Source organism: Altererythrobacter epoxidivorans (assembly GCF_001281485.1).
Classification (GTDB): Bacteria; Pseudomonadota; Alphaproteobacteria; order Sphingomonadales; family Sphingomonadaceae; genus Erythrobacter; species Erythrobacter epoxidivorans.
In genome coordinates, this window is the sequence record NZ_CP012669.1 from 469,557 (window position 1) to 495,969 (window position 26,413).

Sequence of the window (26,413 nt, forward strand, 5' to 3'; positions counted from 1 at the left end):
GCACAGTTCAGCGCGAAACGGGATAGGCGATGATGATCGAGAGGGGTTCGTCACCCGTTTGGCGGATACCGACTACGGCATTTTCGTAAAGATAGGCCGCCATGCCGGCCGAGAGTTCCGCTTCGACCCCATCGGACACCACGACGCCCGTGCCGGACGTGACGTAATAGACTTCATCATGCGAGATCGGATGTTCTCCGACCGCAGCGCCCACGTCCAAAACGCGGCGACGGAACTCCATCGTCCGTGGCTGAGGGGCCACATCGCTGATCCGGTATGCGGTGGACATGCCGATGGCGCCATGCGGCGGGGCCTCTCGAACCATGACGTCCCGCTCGTTCACCACCACCATGGGCGGCGCTGCCGAAGCCGTCGTTCCAGGTGGTGGAGTGGCCGATGCCGCGCATGCCGAAGTGATAGCGGCGACGAGCGAGGCAAGGAGGAAACGCATCACTGGCCGCTCGTGCGCATCAGCCGATCGCGCGGCGAAAGATGCTCTTGTGCCCCTGCCTTCTGACCCGGATAGACCCGCGATTTCGGGGTCATGGTGGCGAGGTCCCATGCCTTGGCATCGAAGGGTGCAGCGCTGCTTTCGATAACGGGATAGCCACCGACTTCGCTTTCATCGTCGATGATATCGCCGCGGCCCTCTGCAATGAAGAATAGTACGCGAATTTCCTCGGCGCCGCGATCCCAGGGACGCGCGCCGGCCGTGGCAAGCACGGTGGTTTCGACATCGCCGCTCGCAAGAATGTCATATCCATCAAGCGATGCGAGAGGGGCTTCGGATTCGATCAGTTCAGCGCCTGTTTCGCCATAACGGCCAAACATCGGGAGAGGGTTGCCGTGACGATCGACCGCCCGGTTGTCGCGGCTGTACCAGGCGAGGTCGCCCACACCGCCGAGCATCAGGAAGGGCAAGCCGTCGTCCGTGTCGTTTCCGCCGCGCATGACATTGCCGACTGCGGTAATTTCGCCGGTCACAGGCTCATGTCCCGCCCACTCGAGATCCATCAGGTTGTAATGCACGGCCCGGTGCTGCGGGTTATAGATGACGTTATTGACCATGAGGACCTGGGCGCCGCCTTTGACGAGCGGGCTGCGTTCGACATTGTGGGCCCAGATATTGCGATCGAACACGATCCCGGTCGCATTGTCGTGGACCAGCGAGCCTTTCGAATGTTCGCCCTTGGGGTGGCTCGAATCGGCGAGACCTTCAGCTGCGAGGTTGAGACGGAAAACGATGTCGTGACTGGTTCCGGCACGCCATTCCTCGACAGTGTTGCCGGTGAATCGTGGGCCCGATGCCGACATGTTTTCGTCGATCGCCCACATGAAGGTGCAATTTTCGATCACCACGCGGGCTGCGGCTGCGGTCGAGAAGGCGTCGGCTTCCCAGCCGCTACGCTTGGCCTGGCCATCGGCGCCCGTGATCACGCGCAGATGCTGGAGCTTCACGTCATGGGTTTTGACGTCGATCCCGCCGCGCAAGAGCGTGATGCCGGGGGAAGGGGCCGTCTGCCCCGCGATCGTAACATAGGGTTCGGCGATCGAGAGGCTGGACCGTTCAAGGTCGATGGCGCCGCCCACTTCGAACACGATCACGCGCTTGCCTTTTTCGGCCAGCGCGGCCGCAAGACTGCCCGGGCCATCCTTCGCCAAGGTGGTTACCTTGACGATGCGGCCGCCGTTGCCGCCCTGCGTCGGATCTGCCGGATGGGCGAAAACTTGTTGTGGTGCGGACACAACCAGGAGAGCCAATGCTGCCCAAACTGCAAAAAAACCACGCATTTCCGTTACTCTCCCGATTTATTTCCTAGTTTCTTGACAGAATGACCGGAGCGTGGCAACCAATAATGACACCGGTTACCAAAATCGGGGGAGGACATGATGGTGGCGCGGCGCAGTAGCTTTACGACTGCGAAGGAAACCGGTGTCACTCCTCCCGAAACATCGTAGGGGAGTAGGTTTCGTGTCACAGGTATTTCGAGTTTCCCGTTTCAAGTCTGCGCTGCTCGCAAGCAGCGTCGTGTTCATGCCCGCAGTCGCCATGGCGCAGGATGCGGATGCAGCCGGCACCGTCGCTGAAGACGGCGTGGGCGAATACGATGAAAACGTCATCATCGTTTCCGGCTTCCGCGAATCGCTGAACGCTGCTGTCGCAGCGAAGCGCGAAGCGGTTGGCCAGGTCGACGTGATCGTCGCTGAAGACATCGCAAAATTCCCGGACACCAACCTCGCGGAATCGCTTCAGCGCATTCCCGGTGTCGCGATTGAACGCGATGCAGGCGAAGGTCGCCAGATCACTGTTCGCGGCCTCGGTGCCCAGTTCACGCGTGTCCGCGTCAACGGCATGGAAACGATCGCGACCTCGGTCGACGGTGCATCGTTCAACCGCGATCGCGCGTTCGACTTCAACGTCTTCGCATCCGAGCTGTTCAACTCGATCGTCGTCAACAAGACGGCGTCGGCATCGCTCGATGAAGGTTCGCTTGGTGCGGTCATCGACCTCAACACCGGCAACCCGCTGGCATATGGTGCAGGGACGAAGGTCGTTGCCACCGTGCAGGGTCGCTACAACGACCTGAACGACGACATTTCGCCGCGCATCGCCGGCCTGTTCGCATGGAACAATGCCGACGAGACCTTCGGACTTTCGGCATCGGCTGCATGGTCGAAATACGAAACGCCCGAACTCGGCAACAACTCGGTCCGCTGGGCAAACAATGCCACCTTCCGTTCGGTCGACGGCGTCAACTGCACCACCAGCCCGGCCGATGTCGGCTGTGTCGAAGTGCGCAATGCCTTCCACCCGCGTATCCCACGCTACGGCCTGGTGAACCACGACCGTGAGCGCCTTGGCGCGACCGCAGCTATCCAGTTCCGCCCGAGCGACAGCACCGACATCGAAATCGATGCGCTGTATTCGAACTTCAAGGAAGATCGCGACGAATACTGGGGTGAAGTCCTGCTGCGTTCCAACGAGCGCAACATCGACCTTTCCAACTACACGATCGACGGGGACAACAACGTCATCTCGGCCGATCTGACCAATGCCTGGATCCGCAACGAGCGTTACCACCGCGAAAGCGAAACCGATTTCTACCAGATTTCGGGCCGCCTCGAGCAGAGCTTCGGCGACACCTTCACTGCCACGCTGCAGGGCGGTTTCTCCAAGTCGGATGCCACCATTCCGGTCGAAACCACGATCATCTTCGACGATCGCGACGGCGACTACAGCTACGATTATTCCAACATGGATTTCCCGCTGCTGGTCTTCAACACGGACGTCACCGATCCGACGAACTTCCAGCTCGCCGAATTCCGCGATCGTCCGAGCTCGGTCGAAAACAAGTTCAAGACCGTATCGCTCGATCTCGAGTGGGAACCGGTTGACGGCCTGAAGATTTCGACTGGTCCGTTCTTCCGTCAGTTCGATTACTTCACCACCAGCGCGCGTCGTGACAGCCAGTATTGTTCGGCCTTCACCTGTGCGACCGGTGCCTATGGCGCGCCCGTTACATCCGACCTCGCTGAGCTGTTCGAGCTCGGCGATGCCGGTCAGCCCAGCGGCAACACCAACGCATGGGTGGTTCCGGATCTCGATGCGACGACGGCATTCCTCGATCTCTACAACCGCACCGCAACGACCCAACAGGGCGACGAACGCGGTGTGCGCGAGAAGACCATGGGTGGCTTCTTCCAGACCGATTTCGAGATCGAAACCCCGGTTCGCATGACGGGTAACTTCGGTGTCCGCTATGCCAAGACGAAGCAGACATCGCAGGGCTTCGTGAGCGGTCAGTATGTCACCATCAAGCGGGACTATGACGACTTCCTGCCGGCGGTGAACCTGAACATCTTCCCGAGCGATGATTTCATCATCCGCGGTGCGATTGCGCAGGTGGTCACCCGACCTTCGCTCGGCAACCTGACGCCGGGCGGTTCGGTCGACCAGTTCAACTTCCGCATCACGTCGGGCAACCCGTTCATCGATCCGTATCGTGCATGGAACTACGACGTTTCGCTCGAATACTACTTCGCTCCGGGTGCGATCGTCTCGCTGGCCGGTTTCATCAAGGACGTGCAGAGCTTCCCGGTTGGCGAATCGCTGCAGATCACCTGGGCACAGAGCGGCTTGCCGAACTCGCTTCTTACTTCGGGTACGCCGGTCTATGACGCCATCGTCAACGGAACCGATCCGAACCGCGAGTTCGAATTCCGCACCACCACCAATGGCGAAGGCGCCACGATCAAGGGCGTAGAGCTCGGCCTCAACCTGCCGTTCTCTGCCTTCACCTCGGGTGCGCTTTCGGACTTCGGTGTCCTTGGCAACGTCACTTACGTCGACAGCAACCAGGAAGTGAACTTCGGCGGCACGCTTTACGATGCAAGCTTCCCGGGTGTGTCGAAGTATTCGGCCAACGGTACGGTGTACTACGACAACGGCCGCTTCTCGGTTCGCGTCTCGGGCGCATATCGTAGCGACTACAACACCGGCAACAGCGGCAACGGCAACTTCCTCGAAGGCTTCGACTCGACCTTCAACCTGGATGCGTCGATCCGTTACAAGCTGACCGACAAGGTCGAGCTGCTGATCGACGGCAACAACCTGACCGACCAGTATCGTTATCGCTGGACCGACGAGTTCGCTCGCCGGAACTACGAAAACAACCACTTCGGTCGGATCATCATGGTCGGTGCCCGTATCGAAATGTGATCGGGCTTTCGATCGAATGAATAATGAAGGGCCCGCGGAATGAATAGCGATCGCAGATCGGTACTTACCGCGGGCCTGCTTATTTCAGCCCTGGGGGCCGGCAGCGCAGCGGCGCAAACCGCACCTCCCATGGCAGACGGGCTTCTCCCGCCCGGGTTGCCCCAACCGACCGAGACGATCGATCTCTGGCCGGATGGGGCGCCCGGGTTTCCTTCGAGCCCACCCGTTGAAAAGACCACCGAGCGATCGACCGATGCGCTGGTTACCGACCGTGCGGTGCTGGGGATCACCGTTCCTCGCATGGCGGTTTTTCGCCCCGACAGGCCGAACGGTGCGGCGGTGCTCCTGATCCCGGGCGGCGGCTACAAGCATGTCGTCGTCGACAAGGAAGGTTATGAGATGGCGCGCTGGCTGACGGCGCGCGGCTTTACCGCCTTCGTCCTTTTTTATCGTTTGCCCTATGACGGCTGGGCCGCCGGTCCCGACGTCTGCCTGTCGGACGCTCAGCGCGCCATGCGCCTGATTCGCCACCGCCATGCACAGTTCGCTGTCGATCCCGAGCGCGTAGCCGCGATGGGCTTTTCCGCTGGTGGCCATCTTTGCGCCGACCTCGGCACGCGTTTCGCAGCGAAAACATATACCAGGACGGATGAAGCCGACGAACTAGGCGCGAAACCGTTCTGCGCGGCACCCATCTATCCGGTCATTTCGATGGCCAGCGGACCCGCCCATCCCGGATCGCGAGAGAAATTGCTGGGGTCGGCTCCTCCCTCCGACCTCGTAAAGGCGCATTCCCCGGACAAGAATGTTCCGGAGGATGCGCCACCATTCTTCATCCTTCACGCGGAAGACGATGATGTGGTCCCGGTGGAAAATGCCTTGCTGTTGCGCGCTGCGCTGAAGGCGAAGGGAATCTCCGTCGAAACGCACCTGTTCGAACATGGCGGTCATGGTTTTGGCCTGCGCAAGGCGATCGGCAAGCCGGTCGCAATCTGGCCGGAGCTCTGGCGCAACTGGACCCGGTCGATCGGCTTCGCATGAAGGCCGATCGCAGGGACTTCTTTCGCGGAGCAGGCGCGCTCGGCCTGGCAGGCACGCTGCCCGGCGTGGCTGTTGCCAAGTCCGATCAGTCCGGCGCGATCTCGCAGAACGCAACGCCAAGCACCTATGCGCGCGGTTTCGACAACCAGCGTATCTCCGACCTCGGCAATGGGACGTTCCTCAACCCGGTTGTTTCGGGCGACAGGCCCGATCCGGCAATCTTGCAGGATGGAGAGGATTACTATCTCACCTTCTCCACCTTCGATGCCTATCCCGGGCTAACGATCTGGCACTCGCGCGACCTGGTCAACTGGCGGCCGCTTGAGGCGGCTCTGCACAACAACATCGGGTCGGTCTGGGCGCCTAGCCTGCACAAGGATCGTGGCAGGTACCTGCTCTATATTCCGGTGAAGGCGCAGCCGAGCAATGACATCTTTGTCAGCTGGGCGACCGATATCGAGGGACCGTGGAGCGAGCCGATTTCGCTGGGCCTGCCCAATCATATCGATCCATGCCATGCGGTTGCCGAAGATGGCAGTCGCTGGCTGTTCCTGTCCGGCGGCGATCGGGTGCGTCTTTCGGACGACAATCTCTCGCTCGCCGGCGAAGTCGAACATGTTTACGATCCGTGGCGCTATCCGTCCGACTGGATTGTCGAAGGATTTTCTCCCGAAGGGCCCAAAATCCACCACATCGGCGACTGGTTTTACATGATCACCGCTGTCGGTGGGACAGCAGGTCCACCGACAGGGCACATGGTAATCGCGGCTCGGTCGAGGTCCTTGCACGGCCCGTGGGAACATCATCCCGCCAACCCGATCGTCCGGACCAATTCGGTTGCGGAGGCCTGGTGGTCGCGGGGCCATGCATCGCTCGTGCAGGCACCCGACAAGAGCTGGTGGTCGCTCTATCACGGTTTCGAGAATGATTTCTGGACCCTTGGCCGCCAGTGCCTGCTCGATCCGGTTCGCTTCACCGACGACGGCTGGTTCGAAATGACCGGCGGCGATCTGTCCGCGCCGATCGCAAAACCAAAAGGTGGCGAGGTGCAGCCGCATGGCATGGCGCTGTCGGACGATTTTTCCGGACCGCTCGAGCTCGGTTCGAAATGGGCGTTCTTCCGCCCCGACCACGACGAGCAGGATCGCATCCGCATCAGCGACAACACGCTGCACCTTGCGGGCAAGGGCGAAGCACCCTCTTCCGGTTCGCCATTGCTGATTACGGCTGGCGATCGCAGCTACGTGTTCGAATGCGATATCGAATGCGCGCATGGTGGCAGGGCGGGCCTGATCCTGTTCTACGACGACAAGCTATATTGCGGCCTCGGCTTCGACGGCGAACGTTTCGTCACCCACCAATACGGTATCGAACGCGCACGGCCTGCCAATCCCCATGGTCGGCGGATGCGGATGCGGGTGACCAATCGTGAGCATATCGTGACATTCGACACCAGCGGAGACGGCGGCCGGACTTGGCACCGGTTCGACCGCGGGATGGAAGTGTCCGGCTATCACCACAATGTTCGCGGCGGCTTCCTGATGCTGCGTCCGGGGCTCTACGCTGCCGGACCGGGCGAAGCACGTTTTCGCGACTTTCGCTTTACCGCCCTGGCGGACTAGAGTGCGCGGCAGGAGAGGGCGCAAGACAATGAAAATGACAGGCCGGATAGGGCGAAGAGGATTCCTGGCAGGCACCGCTGCCATAGGTGCAATGGGTATGCTCGGCGGCTGCGAACGGCGCATGTCCGGGTTGCTGACCAGTGCCGATGCGCATCCGGTAGATTATCCGACCAGCAAGGCTGTGTCCTACATGGGCGAACTGCTGGCTGAACGGACGGGCGGACGGCTGGGCATCAAGCTTTATGCCGGCGGCCAGCTCGGCAGCGAGACTGACACGCTGGAGATCACCAGCTTCGGCGGGCTCGACCTCAACCGCGTCAACCTTGCTCCGCTCAATTCGATGGAGCCGATGACGCTACCGCTTTCGCTGCCTTTCGTGTTCGATTCGGTCGATCACATGCGGCGCGTAGTGGACAGCGAGATTGGCGACGAAGTGCTTGCCTCGCTGGAACCGCATGGGCTGGTCGGACTGTGCTTTTACGATTCCGGCGCACGCAGCTTTTACAACAAGGCGCGGCCCATCAATTCCCCTTCCGACATGAAGGGGATGAAGCTGCGCGTGCCTGCATCCGATCTTTACGTGGCGATGGTCAATGCACTGGGTGCCAACGCAGTGCCGATCTCTTTTGGCGAGATCTACCAGTCGTTGACGCAGGGCGTGATTGACGGGGCAGAGAACAACTGGCCGACCCTCGTTAGCGAACGCCATTACGAGGCGATCAATTATTTCAGCCTGACCGAACACCTGCTGACGCCTGAAGCGCTGGTGATGAGCAAGGCAAGCTGGGATCGCCTCGATGCATCCGATCGAGACCTCGTCGCTCGGACGGCCAAGGAATCGGTGATCAAGATGCGGGAGCTCTGGGACGCCAAGGTCGAAGAGGCGAAAGCTGCGATTGCGGCCTCCGATGTCGTCGTCAATTCGGTCGACAAGCAGCCGTTTGCCGACCTGATGAAACCGGTCTGGAGCGAATTCATAACCACGCCGCAGCAACAGTCGATTGTAGAGCGGATTACCGCGATGGGAGGGCAGTAAGATGGCCCACAGGATCAGCATGTTGCTGGTGAAACTCGGAGCCCTTGGCCTCGTGGCCATGACAGCGATTATCGGCTGGCAGGTGTTCGGGCGCTTCGTCCTCAATTCCAGCCCCTCCTGGACCGAACAGGCGTCCCTGATCCTGATGATCTGGTACGTCATGTTTGCTGCGGCAGCCGGCGTTTACGAAGGCTTCCACATCCGCATTGCCCTGCTCGAGGAAAAGCTCGGCGACCGTGCAGCGCCTGCACGCAGACTGGTCGCGGCCATCGTCATGGTGCTCGGCCTCGTATTGCTCGTTTACGGTGCACAGCTTTGCTGGCTGGTAAGGGAAAATGTCGTACCATCGCTCGGCATCAGCCGGTCGGTGGCTTATTTCCCGATGCCGGTATCCGGATTGCTGATGGCGCTGTTCGCCTTGCCAAGGGTTTTCAGCGGCGCGCCCTATCCGGCCCATGAGGAGGAAGCATAATGGAACTGCTCGTCCTCTTCGGGGTCCTATTCCTCCTGCTCGCGCTGGGTGTACCGGTCGGTTACGCCCTGCTCGGATCCGCGCTTTCTTGCTTCGGGGTGATGGGGATACCGCCCATCGTCGCCGTGCAGAGGGTGGCAGCAGGGATCAGCGTCTTTACGCTCATGGCGATCCCGTTCTTCATCTTCGCCGGCGACCTCATGTATCGCGCAGGTATCGCGGAACGACTGGTCAGGGTGGCCGATGCCGCCGTCGGGCGCGTGCGCGGCGGCCTCGGACTGGTCGATGTCGGCGCGTCGATGATGTTCGGCGCGGTTTCCGGTTCTGCCATTGCCAGCGCCTCGGCCATCGGGTCGAGCATGGTCCCGCTGATGAAGGACAAGGGCTATCCCGGCGATTATGCGGTGAACGTGACTGTCACGGCGGCAATCGTGGGCCTTCTCATCCCGCCGTCCCACAACATGATCATCTATTCGGCGGCATCGGGCATCGGCGTTTCGATCGGTGACCTGTTCGTCGCAGGCGTAATCCCGGGCCTGCTCACCGGCCTGATGCTGATGGCGACCGCCTGGATCGTCGCGCGGAGGCGCGCCTTGCCATATGGCGCTTTCCCGGGTTGGCGTGAATTCATGCGGGCTGCGGTGTTTGCCATTCCCGGCTTGCTTACCGCAGTAATCATCATGGGCGGCATCCTGAGCGGCATTTTCACCCCGACCGAAAGCTCGGCCATCGCCGTTATCTATACCATCCTGGTCGGTGTGCTCGTTTATCGCAGCCTCGGCTGGACGGCATTCTGGGAAGCTGCCCAGAAATCGGTGCGGACGGCGTCGATGGTGCTGTTCATCATCGCCGCGGCGACCGCTTTCGGCTTTGCCCTCGCATTGCTCGAAGTGCCCGCCGCGCTGGCATCGCTGATCGGGTTCATTACCGAGAATCCGCTACTGACGCTGCTCATCATCAACATCATGCTGCTGGCATTGGGGACCTTCATGGACATGGCCCCGCTGATCGTGATTACCACGCCGATCTTCCTGCCGGTCGCAATGGGGGTCGGCGTCGATCCGGTCCACTTCGGGATCATCATGATGCTCAATCTGGGCATCGGTCTCGTGACACCGCCGGTGGGTTCGGTCCTGTTCGTGGGCTCTGCCGTGGGCAAGATCCCCGTGACCACCTTGGTGAAGACGATCTGGCCGTTCTATTTTACGCTGATCGCGGCGCTGATGCTGATCACCTACATCCCAGGCCTGTCGCTGTGGTTGCCCGGGGTGCTGGCAGAATGATCAGAGCGTTACGCCGCGCTTCCAGATCGAGATCACGCGCTGGCCCGAACGCTCGGCGCTGGTCTCCTTCCCGCTGGCAACCTCGAGCAGGTAAGCGGCGAAGTCGTCTGCCACGGCGTCGGGATCTTCCGCCAGCATCCTGCCGGCATCGAAATCGATCCAGCCGCTCTTGTTATTGGCAAGCTGCGAGTTCGACGAAACCTTGACCGTGGGAACGGGAAAGCCGAGCGGCGTCCCGCGACCTGTCGTGAAAAGGATCATCGTCGCACCGGCGGCTGCCAGTGCGGTCGATGAGACCGCATCATTGCCGGGTGCTTCGAGCAGGGTCACACCCGGTTTCGAGGCCACGCCGCCGTAATCGATGACGTCGCTCAGTCGCGCTTGACCCGCTTTCTGTACCGCTCCGAGGGATTTTTCCTCGAGCGTCGTGATCCCGCCCGCGATATTCCCGGGTGAGGGGTTTTCGGAAACTGGCTGTCCCTGTTCGAGGAAATAACGCTTGAAGCGATTGAGCAATGCACCTGCGCTTGCGAGTATTTCCGGAGTATCGCTCCGCGCGAAAAGAGCCCTCTCGGCACCGAAGATTTCGGGGATTTCGGTGAGGATCAATCGACCGTCGCTCGCATCGACACGATTGCTGAACCTGCCCAGCAGGGGGTTGGCGGTAAGGCCGGAAAGTGCATCCGAACCTCCGCACTTCAGGCCGACGCAAAGAGCCGAAGCGGGCGCCTCGACCCGGGACTGTCTGCCGATCTCGTCGACCAGTTGTGCAATCAGAGAATGGAGCGCTTCCCTCTCGTCGCCGACTTCCTGCGCACGCATGGTGCGCAATTTGGCGCGGCTGCGCTCGGGGACGGCTTCGACGAGCTGGTCTAGCTGGTTGCTCTCGCATCCCAGGCCAACGAGGACGACGGCGCCGGCGTTGGGATTGTCGCAAAGCGCGGCGAGCACGGCACGCGTTCCGGAAAGGTCGTCGCCAAGTTGCGAGCAGCCATGCGGGTGCCCGAAACCGACGATGCCGTCGACATGCCCCGCATGCATTGCGGACGCTTCGCGTGCGACCATCTCAACGAGCGGGGAGACGCAGCCGACAGTGGGCAAAACCCAGATTTCATTGCGGGTCGCGTAACGGCCATCGTCGCGGCGGTAACCGAGCCATGTCCCGAGCGGAGCATCACCGACCCCTTCGTCATGCTTCCTGTCGAACGATGCGTAAGACACTTCGCCCGACAGCGCTGTCTTCAGATTGTGCGAGTGGACGTGTTCGCCCGTTTCGATCTGCCGGGTCGCAAGGCCGATCTGTTCGCCGTAGCGCAGGACTGCATCGCCTTGTCCGATCGGCGCGAGCGCGAACTTGTGTCCGCGCGGGACCGGGTCGACCAATCGGACGATGGCACCCGCAACTTCGACATGCTGCCCGCTGCTCAGGTCCGCCAAAGCGACGGCCACGTTATCGCGTGGGTGGATTTTCCAGGCAAAAGGGCCACTTTTGACTGCAAGTACTTCCTGATCCGACATTTTTGCGGTCTGCTTTCGTATGCCCGCTCCGGCGCGCTTGATTTAAGGCATCCGACGCGGCAGATACTCTCTTTGACACCGGTTACCATAACCTTATCGACAGAACAATCTGCCTTGCTCGGATATTCCGAATGGAGAGAGAATGAGCCGCCCACTTCACTTAGACCCCGACCGGCTTTTTCCGGCCGATCCGGGGGTGCGATCGATCGCGCGCCAGCTGTATGGCGAAGTTGCCGGTCTGCAGATCATCTCGCCACACGGGCATACCGATCCGGAATGGTTCGCGACGAACGAACCGTTCGGCAATGCGACCGAACTGCTCCTGCACCCCGATCATTACCTGTTCCGGATGCTCTATTCGCAGGGCATCTCGCTCGATGCGCTCGGTATTGCCGGTCGCGACGCCGACCCGAGGGAGTCCTGGAGGATATTGGCCGAGAACTATTACCTGTTCCGGGGCACGCCTTCGCGCATGTGGCTGGACTGGGTGTTTGCCGAGGCATTCGGGATCGATGTGCGCCTCGATGGCTCGACCGCAGACTTCTATTTCGACACGATCACCGAGGCGTTGCAGACAGACGCGTTTCGGCCGCGCGCATTGTTCGACCGCTATGGGCTGGAGGTCCTCGCGACGACCGAAAGCCCGATCGACACGCTCTCGCATCACAAGGCGATCCGCGAAAGCGGATGGAACGGCCGGGTTATCACAGCTTACCGCCCGGACCCTGTGGTCGATCCCGATTTCGAAGGTTTCGCGCAGAACCTCGCCACCTTTGCAGACCTGACCGGCGAAGATACGCAAAGCTGGTCGGGCTACCTGGCTGCCCATCGCAAGCGCCGCGCATTCTTTGCCAAAATGGGGGCAACATCCACCGATCACGGGCATCCGACCGCGACGACAGCCAACCTTTCCGCTTCGGAGGCTGCGGCGCTGTTCGACAGGGTGAAATCGGGCAATGCGTCTTCGCAGGATGCAGAGCTGTTTCGTGGCCAGATGCTTACCGAAATGGCTGCCATGAGTCTCGACGACGGACTCGTGATGCAGATCCACCCGGGCAGTTTCCGCAACCACAATCGCTGGCTGTTCGAAAACTTCGGGCGAGACAAGGGAGCAGACATTCCGACGCGAACCGACTACGTCCACGCTCTGCAACCCTTGCTCGACCGGTTCGGCAATGAGGCGGACCTTTCGATCATCCTCTTCACCCTGGATGAAAGCAGCTACGCACGCGAACTGGCGCCGCTCGCAGGTCATTATCCGTGCCTCAAGCTCGGCCCGGCGTGGTGGTTCCATGACAGTCCGGAAGGGATGCGCCGGTTCCGCCTGATGACGACGGAGACCGCCGGTTTCTACAACACGGTAGGCTTCAACGACGATACGCGGGCCTTCCTGTCCATACCGGCGCGGCACGATGTTGCACGCCGGATCGACTGCGGATTCCTCGCACAGCTCGTGGCTGAACATCGTATCGAAGACTGGGAAGCTGCAGAGGTTGCGCAGGACCTCGCCTACAACCTGGTGAAGAAGGCGTATCGCCTGTGAGGTTGAACTCCCTGACGGCCGGGGAATTGCCAGAGAATGTAGCGCGATATTCCTATGATCGGGACGACCAGTCGATAGGGATCGTCCACTTCGGTATCGGCGCATTTCACCGTGCCCATATGGCATGGTACACCGACCTTGCGATGAGCGCGGGCGAGCGTGACTGGTTGATCAGTGGCGTCTCGATGCGGTCGCGCTCCGTCGCGGACCAGCTCACCCCCCAAGACGGCCTTTACACCCTGACCGAACGGAGCGGCGACAGTGCGTCGACGCGGCTGATCGGATCGGTTGCCGAAGTGCTGTTCGCACCTGAACAGGCAGAGGAGGTCATGTCACGTATCGCCGATCAGGCCTGCAAGATCGTGAGCTTCACAGTGACAGAAAAGGGCTATGCGAGAGGAGAGGGCGACCAACTCGACCTCGAGTTGGCGCAAGCAAGCTTCTATCCGTTGCTGGCCCGTGGACTTGAGCTGCGAAAGCAGGCGGGGTTACCCGGCATTACCCTCCTTTGCTGCGACAATCTTGCCGACAACGGCCATGTGCTCGAAGCGCTGATGCGCCAATGGCTCGAAGCGGAAAAACCCGATCTTGTCGATTGGTTTGCAGATCATTGCCGCGTGCCGTCGACAATGATCGACCGGATCGTTCCACGCACCGGTAAAGAGGATCTCACTTATCTGGAGAATGTACTCGGCATGGAAGATGCAGGGGCGGTCTTCACCGAGCGATTCAGCCAGTGGGTGATCGAGGACAATTTTGCGGGCCCCCGACCGACTTGGGAAGATCATGGGGCGCAGATCGTCGACGATGTCGCGCCTTATGAAACCGCAAAGCTTCGGATGCTGAACGGCGCGCATTCGCTGCTGGCCTATTGCGGACTTCGTGCCGGCCATGAATTCGTCCACGAAGCCGTTGCCGATCCGCAGCTTCGCGCTCTGGCTGACCACCTGATGCGTGAAGAGGCAATGGCGACGATCATTCCCTCGGCCGGGCAAGACCTTTCCGCCTACGCGGACGAATTGCTGACCCGCTTTGCCGATCCTGCACTGCGTCACCGACTGTCGCAGATCGCGATGGACGGAACCCAGAAGATCCCCCAGCGATGGCTCGATACGGCAAGCGCGCTGATGGCCCAGGAACGGCCAGCAAGCGCGATTGCTGCCGGTTTCGATGCGTGGCTATGGCACCTGGAGGACAGCCGCTTCGTCGACGATCCTCATGGGCCGGAACTCGCGACCCTGGCTCGAGAAGGCGGCAGTGGTGCGGTGATCGAACGATGTTTTGGCCAGTCGCGTGGTGCTACTGCCCTTTGGCCGCATTACAGCCACCTCGCGGGCTACCTATCGGCCAACCTTTCACCGGCATAACCGAACCGCCCGGGGCGGCGGGTTTCAGCCATACATCCCCTTCTTGGGGCCGAGATAGCCGAAGAGATAGGCGGCGACCTTGCGCATCTGGATTTCCTCCGCACCCTCGGTGATCCGGTAGCGCCGGTGGTGGCGATAGATGTGCTCGAACGGTTTGTGCCGCGAATATCCTATGCCGCCATGCACCTGCATCGCGCGGTCGGCGGCCTGGCAGACAAGCCGGTTGGCCCAGTAGTTGCACATGCTGACCTTGTCGGAGATCGTCTTCTCGATCTCCTCGTGCGGCATGTTGTCCATCTCCCACGCAGTCTTGTAGATCAGCAGGCGCAGCATTTCGCATTGGGTGTTGAGTTCGACCAGCGGGAACTGGATCGCCTGGTTGCGGGCCAGTTCCTCCCCGAACGGCTTGCGCTCGCGCGCATATCTGACGCTTTCATCGACACAGAACTGCGCTGCGCCGAGGCTGCTTGCCGCCTGCCGGATGCGGTTCTGGTGTACGAAGCTTTGCGCCAGTGCGAGGCCGTATCCCTCGCGCCCCAGAATTGCTTCGTCAGGTACCCAGACATTGTTGACGCTGAGCCGCGGATGATCGGTCGGCATGTTGAAGGTCCACAGCCACTCTTCGATCTCGAGACCCGGCGTGGGGTTGGGAACGAGGAAGCAGGTGATGCCGCGGGCATCGCCATCCTCTCCGCTGGTGCGGGCGAACATGGCGCAATGGGTCGCCACATGCATGCCGGTGATCCACATCTTCTCGCCGTCGATCCGCCAGCCATCGACCCCGTCACGGGTTTCGCGCACCGCTTTTGTTTCCATATGCGTCGCGTCGGAACCGTGATGCGGTTCGGTCAGGCCGAAGGCGACGCGGCGCGTGCCTTCGAAGCCGCCTAGGATGAATTCCTGCTTCTGTTCCTCGGTGCCGAAATGTTCGAACATGGCGACGAAGGGGAAGTTGCCGACGATCGAATGTTCGTTCTGGAGGTCGTTATGGAGGCCGAGGCCCATTCGGGCGAAATGGTCGCGGATCACCGCCATCCAAAGGTTGCTGCCGTCCTTGCCGCCGTATTTCTTGGGGGCCGAAAAGCGCCAGTGCCCGGCCTTGTCAGCACGCTTGCGCGCCTCGCGCAGCAGGTCTTCCCATTCGTGGCGAGGCAGGCCGCCATTTTCGAAATCGGTCCGCGCCCATTCGCGGCGATGATCGAAGAAACGGATGTTGTCGTCCTGCTGTTCGAGCGGCCTTATTTCGGCAGCGATGAAAGCGTCCAACTCGTCGAGATAGGCCTGAAGGTCGGCGGGAATCGTGAAATCCACGTGTAACTCTCCCTTGCATGAATTCGCGGCCTTGTGGCCGTCTTGCCCATAGTCATAACTGAATGACGGCGCATGGTAAGTGCGTTTTTGAAACTTTTTTGCTGCCGCTGCTTGAACCGGGCGGCAGGCTTGCTAGCCTTCATCGGGCCGGTCCGGCACGGGAGAGAAATCATGTTTGATATTCGGCACAGGTGCCGGCCTTGAACGACCAGTCGCTCGACATCCTCGGGGACGCGATCCTTGCAGCCGCATGCGAGGCCGGGATGCCCGCGCAGTCGGTCGGAAACCTGAAGCGGCTGTCTGGCGGTGCGAGCAAGGAAACCTGGGCGTTCGACCTCGTGCTGGAGAATGGCGAGACACAGCGCCTGGTTCTGCGCCGCCAGCCTCCGGGCAGGCGGTTCAGTTCGCAGGGTCTCGAAAGCGTGGCCAAGGAAGCGTCGATCGCGCGGCTCGCAAGGCTGCAGGATATTCCCGTACCGATGGTCGCTTTCGAACTGCCGGAAGGGTCGGCCGGGGGGGATGGTTACGCGATGGAGCGGGTCGACGGAGAAACCGTCGGCGTGAGGGTTCTCAAACTGCCGGAGCTTGAAAAGGCCCGTAAAGGCATGGCGCGTCGCTGCGGCGAAATTCTCGCCCGGTTGCATCGGGCCAAGGGTTACGAAACGCTGGGACTGCGTGAAGAGAGCGCGGCCCAGGCGCTTGAGGCACTCGAAGCGCGTTACCGCGACACCGGGCGCGAACGGCCAGTGTTCGAATTTGCGCTTCGCTGGCTCAAGGAAAACCTGAAGACGGGCGGCGATCACGTCCTCCTCCACGGCGACTTCCGCAACGGCAATCTGGTGGTCGGGCCGGAGGGGATCCGCGCGGTGCTTGATTGGGAACTCGCGCTGATAGGGCCCGCTGCATACGACCTGTCATGGCTTTGCGTCACCAGCTGGCGGTTTCAGCGGCCGGACCTGCCCGTGGGCGGTTTCGGGTCGAGGGAGGACTTACTTGCCGGATATGCGGAGGCAGGCGGAACCCCGGTCGATCCCGCCGACTTGCACGCCTGGGAAGTCTTCCAGACCATGAACTGGGGAACAATGTGTGCAGGTGTTGCAAAGGCATTCATGGAGGGGAACCGTACCGTCGAAAGCGCGGTGATCGCGCGGCGTGCCTCTGAAACGGAATTCGACCTGATGCGATTGCTCGCGCCCGAACACCCGCAGTGGGAGAAACTTCGCCATGCAGGATAACCCGCCGCCGCCGCTCATCATCGAAGAAGTGTCCAAGGCCCTTCAGGAAGGGCTCGCGGCAGGCTTCCCCCAAAAGGTAGCAGCAAATGCGCTCAGCATTGCACAGCGCGAACTGGTCGACGGGCCGCGCACCGATGCCGCTGAAAGCGAGCGCCTTTCCAGGCTTGTCGGAAGCGAGGGGGATCTGGCGGCGAGGAATGCCCGGCTCGCCTCGATGATTGCGGCAGGCGAGATTGCGATTTCCGATGAACTCGTCGGTCACCTGATCGCGACCACGATAGAGAAGATCGAAAAGGACCAGCCGGGTTACCCGTCATTCCGGGCGTGGCGCGGTGGCTAGCCGCCTGTAATTCGCGCGATATGCGACTATCCTCTGCCTTGACCTGCCCGATGGTGCGTAGAAGGTAGAGCGATGTCGATAGATCCGGCGCTAATCCACGAGGTCGATGACTTCCTTCGCGAGGTGCCAGCTTTCGCCTTCCTCGACGATGCTGCGCGCCATTCGGTCGCGGTCCGGATGGAAATTGCCTATTTTCGGCGCGGGGCACCCGTAACGCAGGCGGGAGATGACAATCGGCATCTTTCGATCATCCGGTCGGGCAGCGTCGAACTAAGGCTCGGCGGGACCGAACTCCATGCGAGGCTGGGTGAAAGGGATTGCTTCGGTTATCCCTCGCTTATCCGTCGTGGTCCGGCCCAGAACGAGGCGATCGCCTGCGAGGATACGCTCCTTTACCGCCTACCCGATGATGCGTTTCACAAGCTGCGCGACGCAAACGAGCAATTCCGGCATTTCTTCGACATCGACGAAGCCGCGCGATTGCGGCGGGCGGTGGGTTCGCTTCGCGAGGACGGTCCGCAAGGTGGGCAGGAGGGCGGTAGCGGATTTGGTGTCCATGTTCCGTTAGCATCGGTCATGTCTCGCCGGGAGGTCGTCCATTGCAGCCCCGATCTAGCCATCGGCGATGCGGCGCGGTTGATGGCTGAGAAGGACGTTTCGGTCCTACCCATTCTGCAGGCAGACGCGCTGGTCGGCATCCTGACGGACAAGGATTTGCGGCGCCGTGTTCTTGCTCCGGGCCTCGATGGAGGCACTCCTGTGAACCGGGTCATGACGCCAGATCCGATTACGATCGGCGAAAGCCAGACTGTCCTCAATGCCTTGCTGGCAATGACATCGCATCATATCCGGCACTTGCCCGTGGTCGACAATGCCGGGCGATTGTCCGGAATTGTATCCTCGTCCGACATTCTTGCGCAGCTGGGTTCGAACACCTTTCACCTCGCACGCGAAGTGCAGATGGCGCGCAGCCAGACGGAACTGTTCGAAGCAACGAGCCACTTGCCCCGTGCGGTCGCCGGCCTGGTAGAGGCGGGAGTCGATGCCGATCCGGTTGCCCGTTACATCAGCGCAATCGGCGAGGTGTCGCACAAGCGATTGCTCGACCTCGTCGAGCAGGAACTCGGGCCGCCGCCCGTTCCCTATGCCCTCGTTTGTTTTGGTTCCCTTGCGCGTCACGAACTGTCGCTCGGTTCCGACCAGGACAACGGCTTCGTGTTCGGGGAAGGTTTTGTTCGCGAGGAGCATGACGACTACTTCGCCGAACTCGGACGGCGCTTGGCCGATGGGCTGGAGAGCGCGGGATATCGCTATTGTCCCGGCGATATCATGGCTTCGAACCCCGAATATCGCCGTACCGCGCCGGAATGGATCGATCGGTTCAGGGGGTGGATCGATAGCCCTGATCCGCAGGCGATCCTCGAAAGCGGAATTTTCTTCGACATGCGCGCCGTGGCGGGCGAAGCGGCGCTGGTTGATGAGATGCGGCAGGAGACGTTCCGGGCTGCAGCGAAGAACAGGATCTTTCTTTCCTTCGTTGCCCGGGCAGCTGCCGTGACTGCGGTTCCGCTCGGCTTCTTTCGCAACTTCCTGCTCGAAAAGGACGCGGTCGAGGGGAAGGTGCTCGACCTCAAATCACAGGCGATCACTCCGATCATCGACCTCGCCAGGACCCACGCCATAGCTGGCGGTATAGAGGCGACGAGTACGATAGAGCGGCTGGAGGCTGCTGCTGCGAGCGGATCGCTCGATCCGGAGGCTGCACGCGACCTTGCCGCCTGCTTCGAATTCGTGCGGGACGTTCGCTTCCGCCATCAGGCCGCACAGATATGCCGCGGCGAGAGGCCATCGAACAAGCTCGACCCGGGCGAACTGTCGCGGTTCGACCGCGAACACCTGCGCGATGCCTTCAAGCTCATCCGCGGCCAGCTCGACAAGCTGCGGTCCGACCTCGCAGGCGGCCTGACCTGACATGCTGGGCAATTTGCTCGGCGGTCCCGGACCCAAGCTGGTTCGCGTATTCGAGAAAGCGGCCAAGGCAGCGCCGCCCGGACCGCTCGCCGACTTCTATGCCGCCGGTTTGCCCGATCTGAGCCAGCCGGTCGGCAATGCGCCGCTGACAGCGATCGATCTCGAAACGGACGGGCTGGACGCAAAAACCGACAGCATCCTCGAATCGGGCAGCATCGAGATCTTTGGCGGACTGATCGGGGCGAACAGCGCCAGCCGCATTCGCATCAGGCCAGATAGGGGACTCAACGCCGACGCAGTTGTCGTGCATCGCATCACCGACGACGAAGCGGCAAAAGCCTTGCCGCTGGAAGAGGCGTTCGCGCAGATATTGAAGCTTTGTACCGGGCGGGTTCTCGTCGCGCATTTCGCCGAGATCGAGGCCGGCTTCCTCGATGCCGCATCGCGCAAACTCTATGGCGCGCCGCTGGTCGCTCCCTTCATTTGCACCATGCAGCTGGAAATGCGCTGGGTGCAGAAGCAGCGCGCGCATGACGGCCTGCGCCTCGGCAAGCTGAGATCGCAATACGGCCTCCCGACCTATCGAGCACACGACGGTCTGACGGATGCCGTGGCGTGCGGCGAATTGCTGCTTGCACAACTGGCCAGCGCAGGTCGCCAGCAAGCGCCAATAATGGACCTTCTGCGTCGCTGAACCTCGCCAAGCATTAGACCAAAGTCGCGCTGTGAAAGCGGCGGTCACTCTCTAGTCTGGATGATGGACCGTGGAGCATCTGCGGCATCAACAATCGCATTGGAGGGGGAGGTTCAACATGTCTGACGAAGAACCCAAAAACACTGCCGCAGGAGCATATTGGAAAGCCAATATACGCTTGCTCGTCACTCTCATGGCCATCTGGTTCGTGGTGTCTTTCGGCGCCGGGATCCTGTTCCGGCCATTCCTCGACCAGTTCATGATCGGCGGTTTTCCGCTCGGCTTCTGGTTTGCCCAGCAGGGTTCGATCTACGTCTTCATCGGTCTGATCTTCTACTACACGTGGAAGATGAAGAAGATCGAACGCGAATTCGATCTCGACGACTGAGGAGGGTGAAATGGAAACACAAACTCTGATCTACATCTTCGTCGGTATCAGCTTCGCGCTCTACATCGGCATTGCGATCTGGTCGCGCGCCGGTTCGACGAAAGAGTTCTATGTCGCAGGCGGCGGGGTCAATCCTGTCGTCAACGGAATGGCAACGGCTGCCGATTGGATGAGCGCTGCGTCGTTCCTTTCCATGGCGGGCCTGATCGCATTCATGGGCTATGACGGCTCGGTCTATCTGATGGGCTGGACCGGCGGGTACGTCATGCTCGCGCTCCTGCTTGCGCCTTACCTGCGCAAGTTCGGCCAGTTTACCGTGCCCGACTTCATCGGCACGCGTTACTATTCGAACGTGGCGCGCACGGTTGCAGTGATCTGCCTCATCTTCATCAGTTTCACCTATATCGCCGGGCAGATGCGCGGCGTGGGGATCGTGTTTTCGCGTTTCCTCGAGGTGGACGTGACGATGGGCGTCATCATCGGCATGGCGATCGTGTTCGTTTACGCCGTTCTCGGCGGGATGAAGGGGATCACTTACACCCAGGTCGCGCAATATTGCGTGCTGATCTTCGCCTATCTCGTCCCTGCGATCTTCATCTCGCTAATGATCACCGGTAACCCCGTGCCGCAGCTCGGCCTCGGTTCGATGGTGAACGACGGGTCCGGAATGTACGTTCTCGAAAAACTCGACGAGAGCTTGCAGATGATGGGCTTCGGCGCCTTCACGAGCGGCAGCAAATCGATGATCGACGTGTTCTGCATCACCGCAGCTCTGATGATCGGTACTGCCGGCCTGCCGCACGTCATCGTACGGTTCTTCACCGTTCCCAAGGCTTCCGACGCTCGCAAGTCGGCCGGCTGGGCGCTGATCTTCATCGCACTGCTCTACACGACCGCGCCCGCGGTTGCCGCCTTTGCCCGCCTGAACTTCAACGACGGCATCAATCAGACGTCTTACGAAGAAGCGCCCGCCTGGTTCAAAAACTGGGAAACCAACAAGCTGATCGCCTGGGTCGATAAGAACGACGACGGCGTGATGCAGATTGCTGCTGGCGACGCTTTCGTGGGTGCGCCCGAATACACCGGTGAAACCGGTGCGCTCGGCCAGCAGGTGGTTTCCAACGAGGTGGTCACCGACAATGCCAACGAGGTCTATGTCGACCGCGACATCATGGTCCTTGCCAATCCGGAGATCGCCAATCTTCCCGGGTGGGTGATTGCCCTGGTTGCGGCAGGCGGCCTTGCGGCAGCCTTGTCGACTGCGGCGGGCCTGCTGCTCGTCATTTCGACGGCGGTAAGTCACGACCTGCTCAAATCGACCTTTAAGCCGGACATATCGGAAAAGGGGGAATTGCTTGCTGCGCGTCTGGCAGCGACGGCCGCCATCGTGGTGGCCGGTTATCTCGGCATCTATCCTCCGGGATGGGTGGCGCAGGTGGTTGCGTTCGCGTTCGGCTTGGCCGCGGCATCGCTGTTCCCTGCAATCTTCATGGGGATCTTCTCCAAGAAGATGAACAAGGAAGGCGCGATCGCAGGTATGGTCGTGGGCCTGGCCTTCACATTTATCTACATCGCTTATTTCAAGCTGATGGTGGATCCGGCGATGAACACGGCGGCAAACTGGCTGTTCGGCATTTCGCCTGAAGGCATCGGCGTGGTTGGCATGGTGCTGAACTTCATCGTGGCGATCGTCGTATCCAAAATGACTTCCGCTCCGCCTGCCGAAATCGATGCCCTGGTGGAATCGATCCGCGTTCCACGCGGAGCGGGCGAGGCCCACGCGCACTAACTCTCCTCCATTCGTGAGGGTCTCGGGGAAGGGGCGGCAGGAAACTGTCGCCCCTTCCTCGTTTTATGGCTAGGTTGCCCGGCGGGAGAGGGAGAGGCCGAGCATGTCGTCATGGTCCATTCCGGTCATGGTCGCGGCCGCGTATGCGGCGCTGTTGTTCTGGATTGCGCACATGGGAGATCGCATTGCGATTACCCATTGGGCAAGGCGGCACTCCCGGGCAATTTTCGGGCTGTCGCTGGCGGTCTATTGCACCAGCTGGACTTTCTACGGCGCGGTCGGGACGGCACTTGGTGCAGGGCTCAGGTATCTCCCGATCTATCTCGGTCCGATCGTCCTGTTCTTGTTCTTTCCCGGTTTCGTGAGCCGGGTCGTCGAGATCGGCAAGACGCAGCATTCCACTTCGATCGCCGACTTCCTTTCCGCACGCTATGGCAAGAGCGCCTGGGTGGCCGCACTTGTCACGCTGATCGCACTGTTCGGCGCGCTTCCCTACATGGCGCTGCAGCTCAAGTCCGTCAGCCAGACGCTCGTCGCGCTTTCGCCCGACATAACCCGATATCTCCACGCCGATGAAATCGTGATGGCCGTGGCAGGGACGATGGCAGCATTCGCTGTCCTGTTCGGAACGGGAAGGCTCGACCTTACGCAGCACAATCGCGGCATGGTCCTCGCGATCGCGGTCGAAGCAATGGTCAAGCTGGTGGCACTCGGGTCGGTCGCGTTGCTTGCGACCTATCTGCTGTTGAGCGAGGCCACTCTGGAAACCTCGCTCCAGCGCGCTGGCGATACGTTCTCGTTCGCGCAGATAGATGCGCGGTTCGTGACCCTTACCTTCCTCGCGGCAATGGCGGTGCTGTGCCTGCCGCGCCAGTTCCACATGCTGGTGGTCGAAGCGCAGGAGGATCGCCTGCGCGGATCGATGCGCTGGCTGTTCCCGCTGTATCTCGTGATCATTTGCGCTGCGGTGGTGCCCGTTGCTGTGGCAGGCTCGCTCCTGATGCCGGGAAGCCAGGCCGACATGCTGGTGCTCAGCCTGCCGCAGACATTCGGTTTCGACCTGTTGGCGATGCTTGCCTTCATCGGCGGTTTTTCGGCGTCGACCGGCATGATCATCGTCACCAGCATTGCACTGTCCGGGATGATCACGAACGACCTCATCCTGCCGCTGTTCTTCAGGGACAGGCTGCGGCAGAGCGTCGACCGCCAGAACGTGGGGCCGGTCCTCATCATGGTCCGCCGTCTGACAATTATCGGACTGCTGGCATTCGCCTATTTCTATGTCAGGGCAGCCAGCGAGAGCCTGAGCCTAGCCGGACTTGGCGAGATCGCCTTTGCTGGCGTGGCGCAATTTGCGCCGGGTCTTTTGCTGGGCCTTTCCTGGCGGCGAGCGAACCGGGCCGGCATGATCGCCGGGTTGCTCGGTGGCTTCGTTGCCTGGATGGTCCTGCTCGCTTTCCCGGTATTCGTGCCGGAAAGTCTGCCCGTCCTGATCGGTGACGATGCGCTGGTTTCCGGCACTATCATCAGCCTCGGCATCAACACGGCGCTGTTCGTCTTGTTCTCGCTCACCAGCGAAACATCGCTGTCCGACAGGGTGCAGGCCGTCGCCTTCGTTGACCGTCAGGCCGCCTTGCCCGATCCGGGTGACATCTCGCGTGAGGTAAAAGTCGCGGATTTCCGGCTGTTGATGGAACAGTTCGTTGGCGAAGAACGAACGCGAGAGGCGCTCAACGCCCTGAGGCTCGAGACGGGTCGGAACTACCGCGATGCCGACCGTGCCGACGCCGCTTTGCGCAATGCCTGCGAGCGGATGATCAGCGCGATTATCGGCAGTTCTTCGGCCAAGGCGCTGATCCAGTCGACGCTCGAGGGGGAATCCGTATCGCTCGAACATGTGGTCGCGATGTTCGATGAAACGACGCAGCGCCTCCAATTCGGTGCGGGTCTGCTCCAGATCGCGATCGAGAACATCGACCAGGGCATCTCGGTGGTTGATAACGAACAGCGTCTGGTCGCGTGGAACAGCCGCTATGTCGAGATGTTCGATCTGCCCGAAGAACTCGTCGAAGTAGGGCGCCCGATTGCCGACTTGCTGCGTTTCAACATGCGGTCGTTGCGGTTCCCCGAAGATACGATCGATGCCGAGGTATCGAAGCGGCTCGAGTACCTTCGCCAGGGCAGTCGTCACAGTACGGAGCGCGTTCTTTCGGATGGCCGCATCCTGCGTGTGCTCGGCAATCCCGCGCCAAATGGCGGCTATGTCACCAGCTATACCGATGTGACCGCCGACCGTGTCGCCGAACAGGCGCTAGAGGCAAAGGTGTACGAACGCACGGAGCAGCTTGTCCAATCGAACGCTGCGCTGGAAGCCGCGACCAGGTCCAAGACGCGGTTCCTCGCCGCCGCCAGCCACGACCTGGTGCAGCCTCTGAACGCGGCAAGACTGTTCGCCAGCGCCCTCAGCGAAGAAATCGACACAGAACGTGGAAGAGAGCAACAGTTGCTTGGTCAGATCGACCGTTCGATCAGGACCGCCGACCGGCTGCTGCGCGCTCTGCTGGATATTTCGCGCCTCGACGGAAGCAAGGTCGACGTCGCAAAGTCGCGTTTCTCGCTGGATCTCGCCTTTGCCGAAATTCGCAACGAGTTCGAAGTGCAGGCAGAGGCAAAGGGTGTCGAGCTGATTGTCCAGCCGTGCGGGCTATGGATCGAAACCGACCGCGGGCTGTTCGTTTCGGTGCTCCAGAACCTCGTCACCAATGCCGTGCGCTACACCGATGCCGGCAAGGTGCTGATCGGTGGGAAGCGGCGCGGCGGAAAGGTCCAGATCGTCGTGGCCGACCAAGGGCCAGGAATACCGCAACAGGACCTCGGCCGGATATTCGAAGAGTTCACCCAGCTTGACCGCAAGCACGAAAGCGAGGGGCTAGGCCTGGGTCTTGCTATCGTGAAACGCATTGCCGCCATGCTCGGCACACAGGTCGTGGTTGAATCCGAACCGGGGGTCGGCAGCTTTTTTTCCTTCCGCATGCCGGTGGTGGAGCCGGGTGAAGTGCAGACGCGCGTCGAGGAAGGGCGAGGTCAGGCCATGCCCGCATCTGGCGCGCGCGTTCTGTGCATCGATAACGACAGGGCCAGCTGCGAAGGCATCGTTGCCTTGCTCCAGCGATGGGGACTGGATGCTGTGGGGGCACATCATCCGGACGAGGCGCCGACCGATTGCGCTCCGTCTCTGATCGTCCTCGATTACCGCCTCGACGACGGATTGACCGGAGACAATGCGTGTCCTGTCCTGGAAGAAAAATTCGGATCACTTCCGCCGATCATCCTGCTTACGGCAGAGGAAACGGAGGAAACGAAACTCGCCGCCCAGACAATCGGCGCGCATCGCCTGATCAAGCCTGCCAGCCCTGCCATCTTGCGGGCACTGATCGGGTCGTTGTTACGTATCGAGGCCTGATGTCGGCTCGTTTATATCGAGTTCCTTGGCGACGAGCACTGCCTGCGTCCTGTTGGTCACGCCGAGGCGGCGGAAGATCGCCGTGATATGTGCTTTGACGGTCGCCTCGCTGATATCCATTTCGTAGGCGATTTGCTTGTTGAGCAAGCCTTCGGAAAGGTAACGCAAGATCCGGGTCTGGGCCGGGGTAAGGCTGGCGAGCCTTGAAGCGGCAGCGTCGCTCTCTTGCGAAGTCTCGGGAAAGACCAGTTCGCCTTCGCTGATCTGTCGCAGGCTATGCGTCATGTCGGAAAGTGAAGCCGTTTTCGCGATGAAGCCCGAAGCGCCCAGTTCGCGGGCCTTGGCAATGGTCTGACTGTCCCCGCTCGCCGAAATGACGACGATCGGAACGGCCGGACACAGCTTGCGCAGTTCGAGCAGGGCGGCAAGCCCGTTGGAATCCTGCATATGCAGGTCGAGCGTCGCCAGTTCGACATTGCCGGCTTCCATCTCGGTGCGTGCCGACGCAACATCGCTGACTTCCCTGACTTCGTGGGAAGGCCAGACTTTTTCTACCGCAGCGCGGATTGCACCGCGCATCAGCGGATGATCGTCTGCGATGAGGATGCTGCGGGCCATCG

Annotated in this window: 20 protein-coding genes; 15 read left to right on the forward strand and 5 right to left on the reverse strand. The window is 61.1% G+C overall.

The window, feature by feature from the left end; translation table 11 throughout:
- Positions 1 to 7: 7 nt before the first annotated feature.
- Both AMC99_RS02400 and AMC99_RS02405 read right to left on the reverse strand, forming a co-directional pair.
- The gene (locus AMC99_RS02400; protein WP_061927589.1) at positions 8 to 352 is read right to left on the reverse strand and encodes a cupin domain-containing protein; all 345 of its coding nucleotides are present in this window, start codon (positions 350 to 352) and stop codon (positions 8 to 10) included.
- 98 nt (positions 353 to 450) lie between these two features.
- Positions 451 to 1,746, reverse strand: a complete 1,296-nt coding sequence (locus tag AMC99_RS02405; protein WP_338021451.1) for a pectate lyase — start codon at positions 1,744 to 1,746, stop codon at positions 451 to 453.
- A gap of 226 nt (positions 1,747 to 1,972) precedes the next feature.
- On the opposite strand from AMC99_RS02405, the gene AMC99_RS02410 reads away from it, so the two are divergent.
- Genes AMC99_RS02410 through AMC99_RS02435 form a run of 6 tightly spaced genes read left to right on the forward strand, consistent with a single transcriptional unit; the run spans position 1,973 to position 10,174 of the window.
- A complete protein-coding gene (locus tag AMC99_RS02410; RefSeq protein WP_061922334.1) occupies positions 1,973 to 4,720 on the forward strand; it encodes a TonB-dependent receptor in 2,748 nt (915 codons plus the stop codon).
- Positions 4,721 to 4,759: 39 nt separating this feature from the next.
- A complete protein-coding gene (locus tag AMC99_RS02415) occupies positions 4,760 to 5,761 on the forward strand; it encodes an alpha/beta hydrolase (protein ID WP_061922336.1) in 1,002 nt (333 codons plus the stop codon).
- A complete protein-coding gene (locus AMC99_RS02420) occupies positions 5,758 to 7,383 on the forward strand; it encodes a family 43 glycosylhydrolase (protein ID WP_061922339.1) in 1,626 nt (541 codons plus the stop codon). Before AMC99_RS02415 ends, AMC99_RS02420 begins: the two co-directional genes overlap by 4 nt.
- Positions 7,384 to 7,411: 28 nt before the next feature.
- A complete protein-coding gene (locus AMC99_RS02425; protein WP_232301479.1) occupies positions 7,412 to 8,419 on the forward strand; it encodes a TRAP transporter substrate-binding protein in 1,008 nt (335 codons plus the stop codon).
- A 1-nt stretch (position 8,420) separates the two neighbouring features.
- Complete coding sequence (locus tag AMC99_RS02430) at positions 8,421 to 8,891, forward strand: TRAP transporter small permease (protein ID WP_061922342.1); 471 nt, start codon at positions 8,421 to 8,423, stop codon at positions 8,889 to 8,891.
- Complete coding sequence (locus AMC99_RS02435) at positions 8,891 to 10,174, forward strand: TRAP transporter large permease (RefSeq protein ID WP_061922345.1); 1,284 nt, start codon at positions 8,891 to 8,893, stop codon at positions 10,172 to 10,174. Before AMC99_RS02430 ends, AMC99_RS02435 begins: the two co-directional genes overlap by 1 nt.
- Here the strand turns inward: AMC99_RS02435 and AMC99_RS02440 are convergent, their stop codons facing one another.
- A complete protein-coding gene (locus tag AMC99_RS02440) occupies positions 10,175 to 11,623 on the reverse strand; it encodes a UxaA family hydrolase (RefSeq protein ID WP_338021452.1) in 1,449 nt (482 codons plus the stop codon).
- 211 nt (positions 11,624 to 11,834) lie between these two features.
- On the opposite strand from AMC99_RS02440, the gene uxaC reads away from it, so the two are divergent.
- Entirely contained in the window at positions 11,835 to 13,235 is a 1,401-nt protein-coding gene (uxaC, locus tag AMC99_RS02445; RefSeq protein ID WP_061922351.1) for a glucuronate isomerase, read from the forward strand.
- 26 nt (positions 13,236 to 13,261) lie between these two features.
- Positions 13,262 to 14,602, forward strand: coding sequence for a mannitol dehydrogenase family protein (locus AMC99_RS02450; RefSeq protein ID WP_061927593.1), 1,341 nt, complete (start codon positions 13,262 to 13,264; stop codon positions 14,600 to 14,602).
- 24 nt (positions 14,603 to 14,626) lie between these two features.
- Here the strand turns inward: AMC99_RS02450 and AMC99_RS02455 are convergent, their stop codons facing one another.
- A complete protein-coding gene (locus AMC99_RS02455; RefSeq protein WP_061922354.1) occupies positions 14,627 to 15,913 on the reverse strand; it encodes an acyl-CoA dehydrogenase family protein in 1,287 nt (428 codons plus the stop codon).
- 200 nt (positions 15,914 to 16,113) lie between these two features.
- Here AMC99_RS02455 and AMC99_RS02460 point away from each other — a divergent pair, with 200 nt between their 5' ends.
- The 7 genes from AMC99_RS02460 to AMC99_RS02490 all read left to right on the forward strand — a co-directional run bounded on the left by AMC99_RS02460 (position 16,114) and on the right by AMC99_RS02490 (position 25,793).
- A complete protein-coding gene (locus tag AMC99_RS02460) occupies positions 16,114 to 17,148 on the forward strand; it encodes a phosphotransferase family protein (RefSeq protein WP_157058232.1) in 1,035 nt (344 codons plus the stop codon).
- A complete protein-coding gene (locus tag AMC99_RS02465; RefSeq protein ID WP_061922359.1) occupies positions 17,138 to 17,488 on the forward strand; it encodes a DUF6285 domain-containing protein in 351 nt (116 codons plus the stop codon). The genes AMC99_RS02460 and AMC99_RS02465 overlap by 11 nt, the downstream gene beginning before the upstream one ends.
- A gap of 72 nt (positions 17,489 to 17,560) precedes the next feature.
- A complete protein-coding gene (locus AMC99_RS02470) occupies positions 17,561 to 19,459 on the forward strand; it encodes a putative nucleotidyltransferase substrate binding domain-containing protein (RefSeq protein WP_061922362.1) in 1,899 nt (632 codons plus the stop codon).
- Position 19,460: 1 nt separating this feature from the next.
- Positions 19,461 to 20,153 carry an exonuclease domain-containing protein gene (locus AMC99_RS02475; RefSeq protein ID WP_061922365.1) on the forward strand — a complete coding sequence of 231 codons (693 nt, stop codon included), beginning with the start codon at positions 19,461 to 19,463 and terminating at the stop codon, positions 20,151 to 20,153.
- Between the two features lie 118 nt (positions 20,154 to 20,271).
- A complete protein-coding gene (locus tag AMC99_RS02480; protein ID WP_061922368.1) occupies positions 20,272 to 20,541 on the forward strand; it encodes a DUF4212 domain-containing protein in 270 nt (89 codons plus the stop codon).
- Between the two features lie 10 nt (positions 20,542 to 20,551).
- A complete protein-coding gene (locus AMC99_RS02485; protein WP_061922371.1) occupies positions 20,552 to 22,330 on the forward strand; it encodes a sodium:solute symporter family protein in 1,779 nt (592 codons plus the stop codon).
- A gap of 103 nt (positions 22,331 to 22,433) precedes the next feature.
- A complete protein-coding gene (locus tag AMC99_RS02490; protein WP_061922374.1) occupies positions 22,434 to 25,793 on the forward strand; it encodes a PAS-domain containing protein in 3,360 nt (1,119 codons plus the stop codon).
- On the opposite strand, the gene AMC99_RS02495 is transcribed toward AMC99_RS02490, so the two are convergent.
- Positions 25,776 to 26,411: a response regulator gene (locus tag AMC99_RS02495; RefSeq protein ID WP_061922376.1), complete on the reverse strand. Its 636-nt coding sequence runs from the start codon at positions 26,409 to 26,411 to the stop codon at positions 25,776 to 25,778. The genes AMC99_RS02490 and AMC99_RS02495 overlap by 18 nt on opposite strands.
- Positions 26,412 to 26,413 lie beyond the last annotated feature (2 nt).

What these genes read in the sequence shown, in the direction of transcription:
- AMC99_RS02480 (WP_061922368.1), top strand. Translation starts at nt 20,272, where the DNA reads ATGTCTGACGAAGAACCCAAAAACACTGCCGCAGGAGCATATTGGAAA.
- AMC99_RS02435 (WP_061922345.1), top strand. Translation starts at nt 8,891, where the DNA reads ATGGAACTGCTCGTCCTCTTCGGGGTCCTATTCCTCCTGCTCGCGCTG.
- AMC99_RS02485 (WP_061922371.1), top strand. Translation starts at nt 20,552, where the DNA reads ATGGAAACACAAACTCTGATCTACATCTTCGTCGGTATCAGCTTCGCG.
- uxaC (WP_061922351.1), top strand. Translation starts at nt 11,835, where the DNA reads ATGAGCCGCCCACTTCACTTAGACCCCGACCGGCTTTTTCCGGCCGAT.
- AMC99_RS02425 (WP_232301479.1), top strand. Translation starts at nt 7,412, where the DNA reads ATGAAAATGACAGGCCGGATAGGGCGAAGAGGATTCCTGGCAGGCACC.
- AMC99_RS02415 (WP_061922336.1), top strand. Translation starts at nt 4,760, where the DNA reads ATGAATAGCGATCGCAGATCGGTACTTACCGCGGGCCTGCTTATTTCA.
- AMC99_RS02490 (WP_061922374.1), top strand. Translation starts at nt 22,434, where the DNA reads ATGTCGTCATGGTCCATTCCGGTCATGGTCGCGGCCGCGTATGCGGCG.
- AMC99_RS02465 (WP_061922359.1), top strand. Translation starts at nt 17,138, where the DNA reads ATGCAGGATAACCCGCCGCCGCCGCTCATCATCGAAGAAGTGTCCAAG.
- AMC99_RS02430 (WP_061922342.1), top strand. Translation starts at nt 8,421, where the DNA reads ATGGCCCACAGGATCAGCATGTTGCTGGTGAAACTCGGAGCCCTTGGC.
- AMC99_RS02470 (WP_061922362.1), top strand. Translation starts at nt 17,561, where the DNA reads ATGTCGATAGATCCGGCGCTAATCCACGAGGTCGATGACTTCCTTCGC.
- AMC99_RS02495 (WP_061922376.1), bottom strand. Translation starts at nt 26,411, where the DNA reads ATGGCCCGCAGCATCCTCATCGCAGACGATCATCCGCTGATGCGCGGT.
- AMC99_RS02420 (WP_061922339.1), top strand. Translation starts at nt 5,758, where the DNA reads ATGAAGGCCGATCGCAGGGACTTCTTTCGCGGAGCAGGCGCGCTCGGC.
- AMC99_RS02475 (WP_061922365.1), top strand. Translation starts at nt 19,461, where the DNA reads ATGCTGGGCAATTTGCTCGGCGGTCCCGGACCCAAGCTGGTTCGCGTA.
- AMC99_RS02400 (WP_061927589.1), bottom strand. Translation starts at nt 352, where the DNA reads ATGGTGGTGGTGAACGAGCGGGACGTCATGGTTCGAGAGGCCCCGCCG.